The sequence below is a fragment of the Archaeoglobus fulgidus DSM 4304 genome (assembly GCF_000008665.1).
In the GTDB taxonomy this organism is placed as follows: Archaea; Halobacteriota; Archaeoglobi; order Archaeoglobales; family Archaeoglobaceae; genus Archaeoglobus; species Archaeoglobus fulgidus.
Window position 1 is genome coordinate 1,113,371 of record NC_000917.1, and the last position, 15,205, is coordinate 1,128,575.

The window sequence follows — 15,205 nt, forward strand, 5'->3', positions numbered from 1 at the left end:
TGTAGAGGTTGAGAGTTGCGATTGAAACCTATGGATGCACAACTAACCAGGCGGATTCGGACATAATGAGGGGTTTTCTGTCAGGGGAGTTTGAGCTATCTTCAGTCGAGGACGCTGAGGTCGTCATCATCAACTCTTGCGGAGTTATTGATTTTACCGAGAGAAAAATCATTCGCAGAATGCTGGATTTGAAGAGGGAAGGTAAGAAGGTCGTTCTGGCAGGCTGCCTGACGAGGATTAGCAAGGAAGCTCTAAGCGTTGCTGACTCAGCCCTCTCACCCGACAACCTCGATATGGTTGTTGATGCCGTTTACTCCGCCTTAAACGGGCGAAAGCTTTTCACCGAAAGGAGGTTCATTGATAAGGCTGAATTCTCTCACTTAAAGTGCAGGCTGAGGGAGAATGCTATCGCCATTGTCTCAATCTCCGAGGGCTGTCTTGGAAAGTGCAGCTTCTGCGCCACGAAGTTTGCGAGGGGAAGGCTGAGAAGCTTCTCCATGGATGCAATCGTGAGGGAGGCGGAAAGGGCTGTAAGGGCAGGTTACAGGGAGATTCAGCTAACTTCTCAGGACACGGGAGCTTACGGCATGGACAAGGGAAGGGCGATGCTCCCAGAGCTGCTGAGGAAAATTTCGGAGATTGAAGGGGAGTTTAGAGTTAGAGTGGGGATGATGAACCCCCAACATGCCGTCAGAATGCTCGATGAGCTGATAAACGCTTACAGCAGCGAAAAAATCTACAAGTTCCTCCACATCCCCGTTCAGAGCGGGGACAACAGAATTCTGGAGGACATGAAGCGCAATCATACTGTTGAGGACTACGTTGAGGTTGTTGAAGCCTTCAGAAACTCATTCGATGATGTTTTAATCTCCACCGACATAATAGTAGGCTTTCCAACTGAGACTGAAGAGGCTTTCTGGAAAAGCTACGAGCTTATAAAAGAAACGAGACCCGACATAGTGAACATCACCCGCTATTCAGCAAGGAAAGGCACTCCTGCGGCAAGGCTGAGGGACATTCCGGGGTGGATAAAGAAGGAGAGGTCGAGGAAGCTGACGGATTTGATGAGAAAGATTGGTCTGGAGAACAATAAACGATTTGTTGGGAAAAAGCTCAGAGTTCTGGTCACGAAGGAGGGCAAAAACGGCAGAAATCTGGCGAGGATGAATTCCTACAGGGCTGTTGTCACCGAGGGAGCGGTGGGGGAGTTTGTTGAGGTAAAGATAAAGGACTGCAGGTTCAACTACCTCATAGGCCAGTTAGCTGCAGAACAGCCACAATGAGAGGTGCAAAAATCAGCGCTGGAAGCATGTTCCCCACTCTCAGCTTTCTGAGCTCAAGGAGGTTTATCCCAATGCCCATTATCAGCAGTCCTCCGGTAGAGGTGAACTCGGCTATAATTCTCTCAGTAACGACGCTGCTGAGCTGTGCCGCAAGCAATGCGAAAAATCCCTGATATACGAGGATGCTGATGCTTGAGAAAGCAACGCCAATTCCTAAGGCTGATGCGAGGGCAACTGATGCCACACCGTCGAGCAGAGACTTTGCCATCAGAACCGACATGTCTCCAGTCAGGCCCTCCTGAATGGGGCCGAGAATGGCCATCGGCCCTACGCAGTAAAGCAGAGTTGCCGCAACAAACCCCTCGGAGAACCTTCCCTTCCCCAATCTGCGCTCAACTCTATCCCCAAAGCTCTGCAAAGCTTTCTCTATTCCCATAACCTCCCCGACAGCCGTTCCAGCAACAACGCTGAGCGTGGGAATCAGGACGTTTTTCGTCTCCAAGGCCATGCTAATTCCAATTAAAAGCACCGCCAGACCGAGAACGTTTATAATAGCCCCCCTAATGCTCTCGCTCAGGCGGGAACCGATGGCGAGGCCGAGGAGTGATGCAAAAACAACTGTTAAAGCGTTGATTAGCGTTCCCGTTATCATTGCCCTAAATCATCACCTGCGATTTAATTCTTTCCTTCTACTGACATACGCAGCTTATTTCCGCGTTGAAGAGTGCAATCTCAACACCGCACTCTCTGACACTGCAGGATGAGCTGCAAAGGCTGCAGGTATTGACAAAGAGAAGAATCATCACCGCTGCAAAAAACAGCAAGATTAATGAGAAGCTTATGTAGTAAGCCCTAAGCTCCCCATTTTTGGCGAATCTTTCTGTTACGGCTGTAAGTGGGATAGCAGCGATGATGGTGATGGCCAGTGCAGTGATGGCATCAACTGAGTAGTGAGCTACTCCCTCCTCAATTTTTGCCGAAGTCCACGGGAGCTTTATTCCATTGTGGGCCAGATAAACGCTGGAAATCACGAAAATTCCCAGAGTTACGGCTGTTGTTAGAGCAAAAAACGTAGATAATCTGAAAGCCCTGCCCATACACCTTGTTAACACACAAAAATTTAAAATTTTCTAAAAGTAAGGCTACCTCGCATCGAAGTATGACATCTCAACCACGTCACCCTCAATCGTTTCGAGGAAGGCTCCCCTCTTGACCTGTACAAGCCTTCCCAGGCTTTTCGGCTTCAGCATAAGCCTCACAACTGTAAGCTCGCTCTCCTCTATGTAGCTTGGCGACTGGTAGAAAAGGGACTGGCTCATCACTTCCTTTCCCCTCACCTCTGCTACAAGTCCGCTTACACCTCTTCCCAAATCATTTATCCTTGCAGGAGTGAGGAAAACGCAGTCTCCCGGTTCGGCCTTTAGTGCAGTTGCAACATTGTGTGCGCTGCGCAGTTCTATGGTCCTAATGTTCCTTCTCATTAGCTCTTCAATCACGTTTCTCGATATGCCCGTCAGTACCAAACACTTCATGCTATCACCCGTACATGGGGAACTCCTCTTTCCTCTCTTCCTGCATCCTTGCCTGCTCAGCCAATTTCTGCATCTGCGCCTCTATCATCTCCGCCTCCTTGAGCAACTTTTCCACACTGACGTTCCAGTTCATTATTTTGTTTACAGCCTCAATCAGGCTAGCAGCAGCCCTGGGATCAGGATTGAAGCCGAGTGTTTCCCCGAGAAGCACAATTCCGGGCATCTTTGCAGCAACGCACTCGTTCATTATGCTTCCTGCAATTCCTGAAATCGTCCCCGTTTTGAATATCTCCGCGTGGTCTTTAACCTCCTCAAGAAGCTCCTTGCTCGTAGCAGCAGCGAACACTCTCTTCTTGTCCTCAAAGGTTGCAACTCCGGCAAAGGAGTAAACCCTCCTCGCGTTAATCTCAGCGGCGAACTGAACGATTTTCTTGCTCATATCGATGGCGGCCTGAGGTATTATGGGTACATCCGAGTGAATGAGAACGAATCCCAAGTCTGCGCTCTGGTAAACTCTCACAGGCGGCAGAATTACGCCCTCATACAGAGATGCAACTGGAGGGAGGAGCCTCGAATCAACGATGCCTATGGACTCCAGTTTCAGCTCCATTATGTAGTGTGCGGTGGCTATTGTGCCCACAAGCCCTATTCCCGGAAAGCTCGTTATCAGAATCGGGTTTTCAACATCCACCTTGTCGACAATAATTTCCGTTTCAAGCTCCATGCTAAAAATTGGAAAAAGAGGTATATCACTTTTCTGGCGCGACTTTAACCACGTACTTCTGCCCGTCTATCTCAACCTCGAAGCTCCCCTCAATCTTTCCTCCCGCAACTGGGAACGGCTCCTCGACCATTTCCCCTTTCAGGAATTTCAGGCCGGTTTGCGGGAAGAGTGCGTAGAGCAAAACGTCCTCATCGCTGGGATTCTCTATTCCTGCCTCAATGAGTTCCTGCTTCCTCTTCTCGAACTCAGGCTCAAGCAGGTCGGCAGGTCTGCAGTCGATCGGCTTTTCATCGCCAAGAATCTTCTTTACAATCTCGGGCTTGATCGGAGCGGGAGTTCTCCCGTACATCCCCTTCACCAAGTCCTTGGTTTCCCTCGTCACGACCTTGTACCTCTCCCCCACCAGGACATTAATCACCGCCTGCACGCCTACAATCTGGCTCGTTGGAGTGACGAGCGGCGGATAGCCCAGGTCTTCCCTCACTCTTGGCACCTCCTCTAGAACCTCCTGAAGCCTGTCGAGGGCGTTCTGCTCCTGAAGCTGGGCAATAAGGTTGCTGAACATCCCTCCCGGAATCTGGTAAACCAAGACTCTCGTGTCAGGAATTGTCGAGAGAGGGTTAAGGTAGCCTGAGTACTTCTCCCTTATCTTCATGAAGTACTCTCTCGCCTCAAGCAGAATATCCAGCTTCACGCCTGTGTCGTAACCAAGCTCGTTCAGAGCATAGACCATGCTCTCCGTCGGAGGGTGGGAGGTCCCGCTGCTCAGCGGAGACATGCAGGTATCAATCATTTCCGCTCCCGCCTCAACGCCCTTCAGCAACGCCATCGAAGCCATCCCGCTCGTGTAGTGTGAGTGGACGTTTATTGGCAGTCCAACCTCCTTCTTCAGCGCTTTTACAAGCTCGTATGCCATTTTCGGAGAAAGCATCCCCGCCATATCCTTCAGGCAGATGGAATCGACCTCAAGCGCCGCAAGCTCGTTTGCAATTTCTACGTACTTCTCCACGGTGTGGACGGGAGAGATGGTGTAGCATATCGTCCCCTGTATGTGGTCCGCATTGTACTTTTTAGCAGCCTTAATGGACGAAATCAAATTCCTTACGTCGTTAAGAGCGTCGAAAATTCTGAAAACGTCGAGTCCGTTTTCTATCGTTTTCTGGACAAACTTCTCAACAATATCGTCAGGATAGTGGCGGTATCCCACGAGATTTTGCCCTCGAAGCAGCATCTGAAGCTTTGCGTTCTTAACTCTCTTTCTGATTTCTCTCAGCCTCTCCCACGGGTTCTCGTTTAGAAAGCGGTGGCAGGCGTCAAAGGTTGCACCGCCCCAAACTTCAAGCGAGTAAATTCCCGACTCGTCGAGAGTTTCGAGAATTGGGAGCATGTCTCTCGTTCTCATTCTTGTGGCAAGCAGGGACTGGTGTCCGTCTCTAAGAGTTAAGTCAACAATTTTTACTTTTGCCATGTCTCAAGCCTGATGGGAAATACAAAAATTTTTTGTTTTTAATATTGCTTGCACCTCAAAAGATCAAGATTTACGTTCTTCAGGAAAGTTTATTTAGGTTGATGGCAGTATCAAATCAAGGTGATGGTATGAGGGAAATAAAGATAGTTCTGCCGGAGCTGGAAGATGTGGTTCCAGAGGAGTTTTTGGAGCACATGCTGAAGGCGACAAAGGAAATACTGCTGGCAATGCGGACTTTGATAGATTCAGGTCTTGACAAGATTGAAGCTGTTGAGGAGATAACTAAGGCTAAGAAGGAAATAAAGAAGATCGAGGTCGAGTAGGAATTTATCATTATATAAACGATTAATATTCTTGAGAAAATAATAAATACTTCCGCTGCCCAATATTCATTAGGTGTCTGAAATGGTCATGGCCAGCGAGAAGTCTGTGCGCTTCAACTTCCCGGAGTTCAAACCTGTCGTTGTTAAGGACAGGAAGGGCGAGGAGATTCTCATCAGGCAGTACATACACGAGCAGGACAGGGAGAAGCTTATAGAGATGTACGAAACCTACGACCCCGACTATCGCTGTCTAGGTTTGCCCCCAATAAGCAGGAAGGCCATCGAGAACTGGATTGACTACCTCGCGGAAAACGGCTTTGCAATAGTCGCAGAGAAGGACGGAAGAATCGTTGGACACCTCGTCATAGTTCCAACCGAGGATATGAAGGTTGACCTGACGATATTTATCCATCAAGACTACCAGAACAGAGGGCTCGGGCAGGAGATGATGAAGCTGATAATCGATTACTGCAAAAAGGCTGGATTTAAGGGAATCATGCTCGTGACTGAGAGAAGCAACGCGAGAGCCATTCACGTTTACAAGAAGATGGGTTTCAAGATTGTCGCTCCATACTACGAGTGCGACATGTATCTCGATTTGACGGAGCAGCAGAACGAGTGAATAATTGGTTTTTAATCTCACTTTAAAGAAAATAGAAGAAATTCCATTTTTTGTGTAGAACCACACTTTCAATTAACTCAGTAAACCTCGCTCTCCTTCCCGAGCAGCTTAAGCAGTATTGCCTTCTGGGCGTGCAATCTGTTTTCAGCCTGATCAAACACGATGGAGTGCTTACCTTCCATCACCTCATCCGTAATCTCCTCCCCTCTGTGTGCTGGTAAGCAGTGCATAACGACGACATCATCCTTTGAGAACTTGAGCAGCTCATCTGAAACCTGATACGGCTGAAACGCCTTTAGCCTAGCCTCCTTCTCGGCCTCCTGACCCATCGACGTCCAGACGTCGGTGTAAATCACATCCGCCTCCTTAACAGCCTCCTTCGGGTCTCTCACGAACCGCAGCTTTGCACCCATTTCCTCGGCTTTCTTAACAATCTCGGGATTTGGGTCGTAGTTTTCAGGTGTTGAGATGACCATCTTCATTCCGGTTAGCGCAGCGGCGAGAATCATGGAGTTGCAGACGTTGTTTCCATCCCCAACCCATGCGAGAGTGACGTCCTTGAAGTCCCCTCTGTACTCGTAAATCGTCAGCAAATCCGCAATAACCTGGCACGGATGCTCAAGGTTGCTCAGACCGTTGATAACTGGAACTGTTGAGTATCTGGCAAACTCCTCGATGGTGCTGTGCTCCCTAACCCTCATCATTACCGCATGAACGTATCTGCTGAGAACTCTCGCTGTGTCCTTTATCGGCTCCCCTCTGCCGAGCTGAAGTTCGTCCCACCCGAGGTAGAGCGCGTGGCCGCCCAAGTCGGTCATAGCAACCTCAAAAGATACTCTTGTTCTCGTTGAAGGAAGTTCGAAGATCATTGCGAGGCTTTTGTTTTTCAGGTAATCGGTAACAACGCCCTTGTACCTTTCCTCCTTTAGCTTCTCGGCAAGCTTGAGTATCTCGAAAAGCTCATCCTTTTCGAGGTCAGCCATCGAAAGAAGATGCTTCATACCGGTTAAAAATTTCCGGTTAATTAATTAAACTTTCTGTTTTTGGAGGTAGTGCTCTATCCTGTCCAAGAGGTACTTTCTAGTGAATGGTTTCTCGATGATTTCCCTTGCTCCGGCGTCGAGAATTTCCTGCCCTCTGTGGGCCGCAAAGGCGGTCACACAGAGTATTACGGCCTTTGGATCCTTTTGCAAAATAGCCTTTGTCGCTTCCACACCGTCTACTTCCGGCATGGAGATGTCCATTAAAACTATGTCCGGCCTGAATTTTTCGTAGAGGGCAATTGCCTCTCTGCCGTTCAGGGCCACTATAACCTCATAATAGTCCTCAAGCATTAACTTAAGGGCCTCAAGAACTGCGAGGTCGTCCTCAACAATCATTACTCTTGGCTTCATGCTACCCCCTTTTCCCTTCATTTTGAATAATATAAATGTTACCTTCTGAGCAGGTATATTCTCCTCGTCAGGCTTCCGTGGACTCTCTCTTCAGTTTTCATCTCTATTTCGAAATTCGAAAAAAAGCTCTCAACATCAATGTTGGTGACAATGGCGGCCCTTCCACCCTTCTTTAGCACCCTCTCAAATTCCTCGCTGGTTTTCGAGTAGAGCTCATCAAGAGTTCCCGCAGCCTTGGTTGACCTGAGGTACGGATAGTCCGTTGCTATCCCGCGGACAGACTCGTCCCTCAAGGGGAGGTTTTTCGCGTCACCGAGCAGGACGCTCCCTTCAATGCCGTAGTACTCAAGGTTTACTCTGCAGCCCCTGACTATTTTCTCGATGAAGTCGATTCCGATTGGATTGATTCCCATGAGGCCAGCCTCAATAAGAAAGCTGCCCGTTCCGCACATCGGGTCGAGAAGAGTTTCTCCTTCCAGAACTCCCGTAAGGTTCACCAGCGCCCTGGCAAGCTTTGGCTTAATGGCGGAGGGCATTAAAAAGGGCCTTCTGTCCGGTCTCCTGAGGAAGAACTGTCTGGTATCTCTTTCGAACTCAAGCAAACCGACGTAGCATTTATCGTCCTGTATGTAAACTTTGTAAACGATTTCTGGATTCGAAACGCTGACTTTTGCTCCCCTCTTCCACAACAACGCTCCAAGCTTCCTTTCGAGTGCCGTTTTTCCCTTACCTCCTTTAACCCTGACACAGCACAGTCTGTCGTAAACAGGAATCTCCGAAAAAACCTGCTCAAGCTCGCTAACTGAGCAGATGTCGTATATCTTGGTTACTTCGTTTGTGTAGGCAAGTCTCTCAAAAAACTTCTCTCCTGCGTAGTCCAGCAGCAGAAGTCTTTCCTCGAACTGGTAGTCCTCAACCCATCCGTAGCGTTCGGCAAGAACAAGAACCTCCTTTCTCGCGATTTCGAGGTTATCCGCAGAGAGGTAGAAGAGGAACTTCATTTCTTCTTCTTTTTCTTGTCCTTCTTCTGCTCCCTCTTTTGCTCCCTTATCTCAGCAATTTTTCTCGCAAGCTCGATCATGAGCTTCGTCTTGGTGCCCCTCTTCTCCACAACGACTCTCCCGCCCTCTTCCCACCATGATTTGGGGTACTTCTTCTCCTCAGCCCTGAATTTCAGGCCAAGCTCCTTGCAGGCTTCAACAAGCTCATGCAGTTTTACGTTCGGTACGGCAAACCTCCTGGGAATCCTCCGCCCCTCAGCCCTGCTTTTCTTGCTGTCCAAATTGACAGTCCAGACAACGCACTCCTTCACGTCCTCACCCCATGTTTCTGAAGGTTATTTCAACCAGCGGATGCGGAACGTCCTCGATTATCTCGATGTCCCTCACGGATTTTAGCCCTTTCTTTCTTACGAGCTTCTCAATTCCAAGTTCGATGTCTTCCGGCACCTCGATGATGTATGCGTCAAGTTCCTTGACTCCCAGCTTCGCTGCTGCAACGACTCTGTGGTGCCCATCAACCAGGTAGTAGCGTGAGTCCTTTTTTATCACAACTATCGGCTCCGCGAGCCCCCTTTTCAGCTCGTGAATCCTCCCCTTCAGCTCATCTGCATAAATTCTCGACTGTGTCGGGATCAGCCTGGCGGTTTCAACCTTTCCTCTTCTCACCACAGTCCTGACTCCGTGAACTTTCTCAATTGTGTTCTTCAGCTTCTCCACCTTGTCCGGATCAACCTTCTCAATCTGGCTTCTTATAACGTCGGCGTTGGAGATTATACCAACAAGCCTGTTATCCTCATCGACAACAGGAAGCTTTGAATGTCCGGTTCTGAACATGACTCTTGCAGCGTCTCTCAAATCCATGAAGTCTCTCGCCACATAAAGCTCTCTCGACATGATATCCCTGATCTTCGTTTCCGGAGATTTGTCGAGAAGGTCAACTGCTGAAATGTAGCCCACAACTCTCATGTTGTCGTCCACAACGGGAAAGCTGTCGTGTCCCGTTTTGCGCACAAGCTCGATTGCATCCTTGACGGTGTTATCCGGCTTCAGCGTGTAAACGTTCTTCGTCATGTAGTCCTTAACCTTAATGCTCATTACAGAAGAAAAATGACGGCAAGCTAAAAACTTTTGCTAAAGCTTTTCCAGATAATCAACAACGCTCCTGAAAATGCAGTAGCCGTCCCCGTAACCTTCTCTCCTCCCAACCTGGTAGCCGAAGAATGCCCTTTCAGGGTGGGGCATTAAGCCGAAGACCGTATGTGTTGCGTTGCAAATGCCCGCGATGTTGTAGAAGCTTCCGTTGGGATTCCAGGGGTATCCTGCATAATCTCCCTTTTCATCAACGTATCTGAAAACAATCTGGTCGTTGGAGGTGAGCCTTTCCAGATACTCATCCTCCTTTCCCGAGGGAAAAACCACCTTCCCCTCTGCATGCGCCACAGGGAACATCACCACGTCTTTCTTTAGATTTTTCACGAAGATGCACTTCTCGCTCTCCTTTTTCAGCAGAGTCGGCCTGCACTCGAACCTGCTTGAGTCGTTCATCGCCAATGCCATCTCAGGTTTTTCGGCAAGCGGCTTATCTTCATCAAAGCCCGGAAGAGCACCAAGCTCGACGAGAACCTGAAAGCCGTTGCAGATACCGAGGATTGGATAGCCCATTTTTATGAACTCCTCAATGTCCTTTCTCAGAACGCTCTTTACCCTCGCCGAGAAGATTGCCCCGGCTCTGATGTAATCCCCTGCCGAAAACCCGCCGGGAAAGACCAAGCACTGGTAGTCGAATACGCTTCTTTGCTCCTCGAACCTTATCATGTCGCTGTAAAACTGCTTGATGTGAACGGCCTCTGCCTCAACCCCGAGACTTCTGAAGGCTTTAACCGTCTCATCCTCGCAGTTTGTACCCTCCATCCTCAGAACTGCAACCTTGATTTCCTCCCTGTCCATCGGTAAGCAATCAACCGCAATCTTTTAAGCTTTTTCCGTGTCGGCAGCGTTGATGTTCTGCACTCTTTAGTGCTAGTAACGGCATCAATTTGAAAAGAATTCTTTTAGCTGGTGGGGCTGGTCTGATTCCTTTCTCTAAGATCGTCCTGTCTAGGGAAAAGTAAAAAAAGAAAAACCTAAACTTTCAAAGCTGGCAGATCTTTAATTTTACTCCATTTTTTCTATAAGGTATCTGCGATACTGCTCCCTGAGCCTCTTCTTGTCGAACTTTCCAACGCTCGTCTTTGGGATTTCGTTAACGAAGATTATGTCGTCTGGAAGCTGCCACTTCGCAAATCTTTTCGCCAGAAACTCTCTCAGCTCATCCTTGGTAACTTCGCTGCCGGGCTTGGGAACGACAATCGCTATCGGCCTCTCCTGCCACTTCGGATGCTCAGCAGCGACAACACATGCTTCCAAAACTGCTGGATGTCCCATCAGATAGTTCTCCAAATCAACGCTGCTTATCCACTCTCCCCCGCTCTTTATCACATCCTTAACCCTGTCAACCACCTTTACATAACCTTCAGGGGTTATTACTGCCACATCTCCGCTCTTCCACCATCCGTCAACGAAGCTGTTCATCGTTCTCTCGTCATTGTGGTACTCCTTCGCAACCCACAAACCCCTGATCCAAAGCTCTCCAACGGACTTTCCATCCCACGGCAGCTCATTAATCCAAAGCTCCTCAAGAGCATTTGCTATAGCACAAATTCGCTCGTAGGCTTTGGCGTAGTTGTATCTGAACATCCCTGCAAAGGTTCTGGACGCAATCTCCCTTTTGGGGTGGATTCTGGCAGCATGCTGTATTATCCTTGTTACATTTAGCTGGTAGTCATCATTCATGGTGGAAGGTATTCCTTTCAGCATAGTTTTTCACCAATCAATCAAGTTTAATCGACATAATAATTTTTCGAATTAATTTACTTAAGAATCCTGAAAGTTTATTTTCAGTTATAATCTGCTGAAAAACAAAAAAGTTGGAAAATGAACTTACGATGTATTAAACCTTCAAAGCCAGCTCAGCTCCCTCCCTTGTAGCATCGAGAGCCTTTCTGGGCTTAACGCAGTCTCCAATCTTGTAGAGCTCGCTAACCTTGCCCTGAAGCTCGTCATACAGCCCATTGTTCGGCTTTGTACCGACAGCTATAACAGCAGTGTCACACTGCAACTCTTTCCTCTCACCATTCTGCTCCACAACCACTGCATTGGGCTTGATTTCAACAGCCTTCGTGTTGGTGAGCATCTCCACTCCCTTCTCTTTCAGGTACATCAATACGGTCCATCTTGTCGAGATGCCTATATCCTGGCCAATCTTCGGCAACATCTCCACAATTGTAACCTTCTTCCCCTCATTTGCAAGCTCTGCTGCAACATCGCATCCAACTCCTCCTCCGCCTATAACCACCACACTGTTTCCAACCTCTGCCCTTCCTGCGAGGACATCGAAGGCTGTTACAGCATTCTCAACTCCCGGAATTGGTGGGATCAAAGGAGAAGCTCCAACGGCTATTACCGCAACATCAGGGTTCTCTGCTAAAACTTTGCCCGCATCAGCCTCCGTGTTGTATCTCACCTCTACCCCAAGCTTTGGCAGGACGTTCATGAAGTACTTGCCCACTTCTGCAAATTCATAGCCCAAAGGTGACTTCGCAGCCAAGTTGAGCTGCCCTCCCAATTTGTCAGTTTTCTCGAATAAAACTACCTTATGCCCCTTTCTTGCAAGCATCTCTGCAGCCATGCATCCTCCCGGTCCACCTCCGACAATAACAACCTTCTTTGGTTTTTCTGCTTTCAGATTTTCAAACTCAGCCTCCCTTCCAACTATGGGGTTAACGAGGCATGTAACTGGCTGAGCCTGCATAACCATGTCCATGCAGCCCTGGTTGCAGGCCACGCAATACCTTATCTCATCAAACCTTCCCTCCTTGGCCTTCTTCGGCAGTTCAGGGTCGGCAATCAAAGCTCTCAGCATTGCAACCATATCTGCCTTGCCCTCCTGCAGTATCTTTTCAGCCACAATCGGATCATTGATGCGGTGAGATGCGATAACGGAAACGCTTACAGCGCTCTTTATCTCTGCTGCAAGGTAAGCAAAACCTCCTCTGGGAACGAGCATTGTTGTCAAAGGCTTTCTGGACTCGTGCCAGCCCGCCATTACGTTGATTGCTACAACTCCTGCATCCTCCAATATTTTGGCAATCTGCTTCATTTCTCTGACTGTGTTCCCTCCCTCGATGAACTCGTCTCCGGGGATTCGTATCATTACTGGATAGCTCTCTCCGCACTTTTCCTTGATTTTTTGAATTATCTCAACCGCAAACCTCGTGCGGTTTTCCAAGCTGCCCCCATACTCGTCCGTTCTTTTGTTCGTTGCGGGGCTGAAGAACTGGGAAATGAGGTAGCCTGCTGAACCAATAAGCTCGACAGCATCGAAGCCAGCTTTCTTCGCCCTCACAGCTGCATCAGCAAACTCCTCCTCGATTTGAAGGATTTCTTCTTTGGTGAGCTCTTTGGGAGTGCGCTTGGTGAAGATTGGTGGTGGTATGGGGGATGGGGCGACTGGTTGGCGGTTGGGGTCGAAGGAGATTTCGTATCTGCCTGGGTGCCATAGCTGTAAAGCGCATTTCACGTCGTACTTGTGGAAGACGTCGGCTATCTTCTTGAGGTCTGGAATAAATTCGTCGGAGTGTGCTGCTATTCCACCAAAGAAGTGGGGTTCGATTTTGGCAATCCCTACAACCGCAAAACCTATCCCTCCCTTCGCCCTCTCTTCGTAGAACCTGAGCAGCTTATCTGTAACCCTTCCATCTGGCGTTGTGTAGTTCAGTCCCACTGCTGGGAGAACTATTCTGTTCTTTACCTTCATTCCTCCAAACTCGATTGGCTCAAATAATTTCATCCCATCACCTCAGAACAAACCTGCTGGGTCCTTCCCCCTGTCTGCCAGCAACTCCTGATAGTAGGTCAGGTGGTCGGGCCACTCCTGCAACTCCTCCCTCTCAACAAGCTCTATGGCCTCCACAGGGCATGTTGGCACGCAAACCCCGCAACCCAAACACTTTTCAGCTTCAACATTTGCCGGCTCCCTGTTTATCTTCGCCTTCACAGCCTTCATGGGGCAGCGGAGCATGCATATACCGCAGGCAATGCACTTCGATGAATCAACGCTCGCAACGTAGCTTGAGTGGGCTATTGTTTTTGGATGTCCCGCCTCATGTATTGCCCTGAAGAAGGCACAGCAGTCGCTGCAGCAGTTGCAGATGGTGCTTATCGGGCCTTTACTTCTCTCCGTCACATGCACAAGCCCCTCCCTGTTGGACTTCCTCAGAATCTCAACCGCCTCATCAGCCGTTATCCTCCTTGCGTAGCCGTGCTCGACCATGTACTTGCCGAGAGATCCGAAATGGAGGCAGACCTCAAGGCTGTGCCTGCAACCCTCCCCAATGAGCCTCGCCATAATTCTGCAGGGGCAGTAGCCAACAGCATGGTAATCTCTATCCCTCACCAGTTTTTCAGCATCTTCGTAGGGCAGAATGACGGACTGCTTTGAAATTGTGCTCTTCTCTGGCAAAGCCCTCAGAATAGCATGCTCTCTATCACCAAGCTCGTCCAGAAATCCCTCCTTGCGATACTTAGCCCACAGGGGGGCGAGTTTCTCCTGTCTTGCATCCCTGCCCGGCCCAGCCAAAAAGGGCATCTCAGCAAATCCCACTATGACAGGAAAAAGCCTGTAGTAGGTCTTTCCATCCTTCTCTCCCTTCCATACTGTCCCCTTTTTCGCCATCTCATTCAGAATCTTCTCCACATATTCCAAGCTTTTCCCCGTCCTCTCGGCAAGCTGCTCTGCTGTAAACCTGATGAAGGGCATGTGAACTGCAATCTTCGCCTCCTCCTCGTCAAAGAGGACGCTCAGAATCTCCTTTTCAACTCCGCTTACAGTCTTTGGTAAACCGACTGGGGCCTTATCGAGCTTCTCCCTCAGCTTCTCGTATATTTCAAGATGGTGTGAGTGGTGCATGCTTTCACCTCATAGCCTTTTCTCCACAAATTATATAACAATATCGCAAATGCTATAGATTTATATAGTATGGGGTGAACTACAGTCTGATGGAGGAGCTGCTGAGAAGGCTGGAAGAGATGAGCAGGAAAATTGATGTTTTGCAGGACAGCATGATGAGCCTTGCAACGGCAGTTGAAATGCTTGCAGAGAGAGAAGGTGAGAGGGAGTTTCTTGCTGAGCTTAAAGCTGCTGTAAAGAGCGAAAAAAGCAGAATAGAGCACTTGAGCCCTGAAAGCTGCAAGCTCAGGGACTTCTGCCTCTCAAGAGTCAATAAAGCCACATCGAAGGTTATAAGGGTTTACTCTGAAAAGGGGGCTGAGGAGGCACTTGAAGAGGTGAAAAAGCACAAAGAAGCGGTAGAGAAGCATTTGGAATCTTCACTATGCCCCGACAAGAACTGCATGCAGAGCATGGTGGACACCTTCGAAACGCTTGAAAACCTCATAAAGCACTCCTTGGAAATTTCAGAGCAGAGGAGGACAATTCTGAGGCGCTGGAATAGCATTGAGGAAATAGATGAGGAGGCTGTTGCAAAGCTGCTATCCCCGCTATCCAATCCGATAAGAATCAGAATACTGAAGGCCCTCGCAAAGGGTGGGAAGAGCTACGCGGAGCTTGAAAGGGCTGTTGGAATTAAGGGAGGGCATCTGCAGTTCCATCTGCGGAATCTGATGGAGGCTGGCTACATAACTCAGGAAACTCTGAGGAGAAGATATATAATCACCCACAGCGGTTTGAAGGTTTTAAACTGTCTGGTTGAGTTAAGGGACGCTATGGGGATCGTGGTGGCTTCCAGAAGATAAAAAAAG

Annotated in this window: 17 protein-coding genes and 1 pseudogene; 4 read left to right on the top strand and 14 right to left on the bottom strand. The window is 48.9% G+C overall.

Going from position 1 to position 15,205, the window contains the following annotated elements; translation table 11 throughout:
* Nucleotides 1-8: 8 nt before the first annotated feature.
* A complete protein-coding gene (locus AF_RS06300; RefSeq protein ID WP_048064356.1) occupies nt 9-1,283 on the top strand; it encodes a tRNA (N(6)-L-threonylcarbamoyladenosine(37)-C(2))-methylthiotransferase in 1,275 nt (424 codons plus the stop codon).
* On the opposite strand, the gene AF_RS06305 is transcribed toward AF_RS06300, so the two are convergent.
* Genes AF_RS06305 through AF_RS06325 form a run of 5 tightly spaced genes read right to left on the bottom strand, consistent with a single transcriptional unit; the run spans nt 1,249 to nt 5,007 of the window.
* The gene (locus AF_RS06305) at nt 1,249-1,935 is read right to left on the bottom strand and encodes a DUF554 domain-containing protein (protein ID WP_010878743.1); all 687 of its coding nucleotides are present in this window, start codon (nt 1,933-1,935) and stop codon (nt 1,249-1,251) included. The genes AF_RS06300 and AF_RS06305 overlap by 35 nt on opposite strands.
* A 37-nt stretch (nt 1,936-1,972) precedes the next feature.
* The gene (locus AF_RS06310) at nt 1,973-2,380 is read right to left on the bottom strand and encodes a hypothetical protein (RefSeq protein WP_048064357.1); all 408 of its coding nucleotides are present in this window, start codon (nt 2,378-2,380) and stop codon (nt 1,973-1,975) included.
* 45 nt (nt 2,381-2,425) lie between these two features.
* Entirely contained in the window at nt 2,426-2,815 is a 390-nt protein-coding gene (locus tag AF_RS06315) for a DUF473 domain-containing protein (protein ID WP_010878745.1), read from the bottom strand.
* Between the two features lie 4 nt (nt 2,816-2,819).
* A complete protein-coding gene (locus AF_RS06320; RefSeq protein WP_010878746.1) occupies nt 2,820-3,539 on the bottom strand; it encodes a proteasome assembly chaperone family protein in 720 nt (239 codons plus the stop codon).
* Nucleotides 3,540-3,564: 25 nt separating this feature from the next.
* Nucleotides 3,565-5,007, bottom strand: a complete 1,443-nt coding sequence (locus tag AF_RS06325; RefSeq protein ID WP_010878747.1) for a pyruvate carboxylase subunit B — start codon at nt 5,005-5,007, stop codon at nt 3,565-3,567.
* A gap of 128 nt (nt 5,008-5,135) precedes the next feature.
* Between AF_RS06325 and AF_RS06330 the strand changes: the two genes are divergently transcribed.
* Nucleotides 5,136-5,330 (top strand): hypothetical protein, encoded by a 195-nt coding sequence (locus tag AF_RS06330; protein ID WP_010878748.1) that lies wholly within the window; start codon nt 5,136-5,138, stop codon nt 5,328-5,330.
* An 82-nt stretch (nt 5,331-5,412) separates the two neighbouring features.
* Nucleotides 5,413-5,952 carry a GNAT family N-acetyltransferase gene (locus AF_RS06335; RefSeq protein WP_010878749.1) on the top strand — a complete coding sequence of 180 codons (540 nt, stop codon included), beginning with the start codon at nt 5,413-5,415 and terminating at the stop codon, nt 5,950-5,952.
* 77 nt (nt 5,953-6,029) lie between these two features.
* Here the strand turns inward: AF_RS06335 and argF are convergent, their stop codons facing one another.
* From argF to AF_RS06380, 9 genes and pseudogenes are all read right to left on the bottom strand, one after another.
* Nucleotides 6,030-6,953 carry an ornithine carbamoyltransferase gene (gene argF, locus AF_RS06340; RefSeq protein WP_010878750.1) on the bottom strand — a complete coding sequence of 308 codons (924 nt, stop codon included), beginning with the start codon at nt 6,951-6,953 and terminating at the stop codon, nt 6,030-6,032.
* 27 nt (nt 6,954-6,980) lie between these two features.
* Nucleotides 6,981-7,346, bottom strand: a complete 366-nt coding sequence (locus tag AF_RS06345; RefSeq protein ID WP_143274411.1) for a response regulator — start codon at nt 7,344-7,346, stop codon at nt 6,981-6,983.
* 38 nt (nt 7,347-7,384) lie between these two features.
* Nucleotides 7,385-8,347 carry a TIGR01177 family methyltransferase gene (locus AF_RS06350; protein ID WP_010878752.1) on the bottom strand — a complete coding sequence of 321 codons (963 nt, stop codon included), beginning with the start codon at nt 8,345-8,347 and terminating at the stop codon, nt 7,385-7,387.
* The gene (srp19, locus tag AF_RS06355; RefSeq protein ID WP_010878753.1) at nt 8,344-8,658 is read right to left on the bottom strand and encodes a signal recognition particle SRP19; all 315 of its coding nucleotides are present in this window, start codon (nt 8,656-8,658) and stop codon (nt 8,344-8,346) included. The genes AF_RS06350 and srp19 overlap by 4 nt, the downstream gene beginning before the upstream one ends.
* A 4-nt stretch (nt 8,659-8,662) precedes the next feature.
* Nucleotides 8,663-9,442 carry a CBS domain-containing ParB/RepB/Spo0J family partition protein gene (locus tag AF_RS06360; protein ID WP_010878754.1) on the bottom strand — a complete coding sequence of 260 codons (780 nt, stop codon included), beginning with the start codon at nt 9,440-9,442 and terminating at the stop codon, nt 8,663-8,665.
* A 36-nt stretch (nt 9,443-9,478) separates the two neighbouring features.
* Complete coding sequence (gene purQ / locus AF_RS06365; RefSeq protein WP_010878755.1) at nt 9,479-10,294, bottom strand: phosphoribosylformylglycinamidine synthase subunit PurQ; 816 nt, start codon at nt 10,292-10,294, stop codon at nt 9,479-9,481.
* Nucleotides 10,295-10,501: 207 nt separating this feature from the next.
* Nucleotides 10,502-11,005, bottom strand: a pseudogene (locus AF_RS06370) (medium-chain acyl-CoA ligase); the annotation flags it as partial.
* 331 nt (nt 11,006-11,336) lie between these two features.
* Nucleotides 11,337-13,235, bottom strand: coding sequence for an FAD-dependent oxidoreductase (locus AF_RS06375; RefSeq protein ID WP_010878757.1), 1,899 nt, complete (start codon nt 13,233-13,235; stop codon nt 11,337-11,339).
* 9 nt (nt 13,236-13,244) lie between these two features.
* The gene (locus AF_RS06380) at nt 13,245-14,354 is read right to left on the bottom strand and encodes a 4Fe-4S binding protein (protein WP_010878758.1); all 1,110 of its coding nucleotides are present in this window, start codon (nt 14,352-14,354) and stop codon (nt 13,245-13,247) included.
* 89 nt (nt 14,355-14,443) lie between these two features.
* Between AF_RS06380 and AF_RS06385 the strand changes: the two genes are divergently transcribed.
* Entirely contained in the window at nt 14,444-15,199 is a 756-nt protein-coding gene (locus tag AF_RS06385; RefSeq protein WP_143274412.1) for a winged helix-turn-helix domain-containing protein, read from the top strand.
* Nucleotides 15,200-15,205 lie beyond the last annotated feature (6 nt).

Coding starts and splice junctions, on each gene's coding strand:
- AF_RS06305 (WP_010878743.1), bottom strand. CDS start 1,935: ATGATAACGGGAACGCTAATCAACGCTTTAACAGTTGTTTTTGCATCA.
- AF_RS06310 (WP_048064357.1), bottom strand. CDS start 2,380: ATGGGCAGGGCTTTCAGATTATCTACGTTTTTTGCTCTAACAACAGCC.
- AF_RS06315 (WP_010878745.1), bottom strand. CDS start 2,815: ATGAAGTGTTTGGTACTGACGGGCATATCGAGAAACGTGATTGAAGAG.
- AF_RS06320 (WP_010878746.1), bottom strand. CDS start 3,539: ATGGAGCTTGAAACGGAAATTATTGTCGACAAGGTGGATGTTGAAAAC.
- AF_RS06325 (WP_010878747.1), bottom strand. CDS start 5,007: ATGGCAAAAGTAAAAATTGTTGACTTAACTCTTAGAGACGGACACCAG.
- AF_RS06330 (WP_010878748.1), top strand. CDS start 5,136: ATGAGGGAAATAAAGATAGTTCTGCCGGAGCTGGAAGATGTGGTTCCA.
- AF_RS06335 (WP_010878749.1), top strand. CDS start 5,413: ATGGTCATGGCCAGCGAGAAGTCTGTGCGCTTCAACTTCCCGGAGTTC.
- argF (WP_010878750.1), bottom strand. CDS start 6,953: ATGAAGCATCTTCTTTCGATGGCTGACCTCGAAAAGGATGAGCTTTTC.
- AF_RS06345 (WP_143274411.1), bottom strand. CDS start 7,346: ATGAAGCCAAGAGTAATGATTGTTGAGGACGACCTCGCAGTTCTTGAG.
- AF_RS06350 (WP_010878752.1), bottom strand. CDS start 8,347: ATGAAGTTCCTCTTCTACCTCTCTGCGGATAACCTCGAAATCGCGAGA.
- AF_RS06360 (WP_010878754.1), bottom strand. CDS start 9,442: ATGAGCATTAAGGTTAAGGACTACATGACGAAGAACGTTTACACGCTG.
- purQ (WP_010878755.1), bottom strand. CDS start 10,294: ATGGACAGGGAGGAAATCAAGGTTGCAGTTCTGAGGATGGAGGGTACA.
- AF_RS06375 (WP_010878757.1), bottom strand. CDS start 13,235: ATGAAATTATTTGAGCCAATCGAGTTTGGAGGAATGAAGGTAAAGAAC.
- AF_RS06380 (WP_010878758.1), bottom strand. CDS start 14,354: ATGCACCACTCACACCATCTTGAAATATACGAGAAGCTGAGGGAGAAG.
- AF_RS06385 (WP_143274412.1), top strand. CDS start 14,444: ATGGAGGAGCTGCTGAGAAGGCTGGAAGAGATGAGCAGGAAAATTGAT.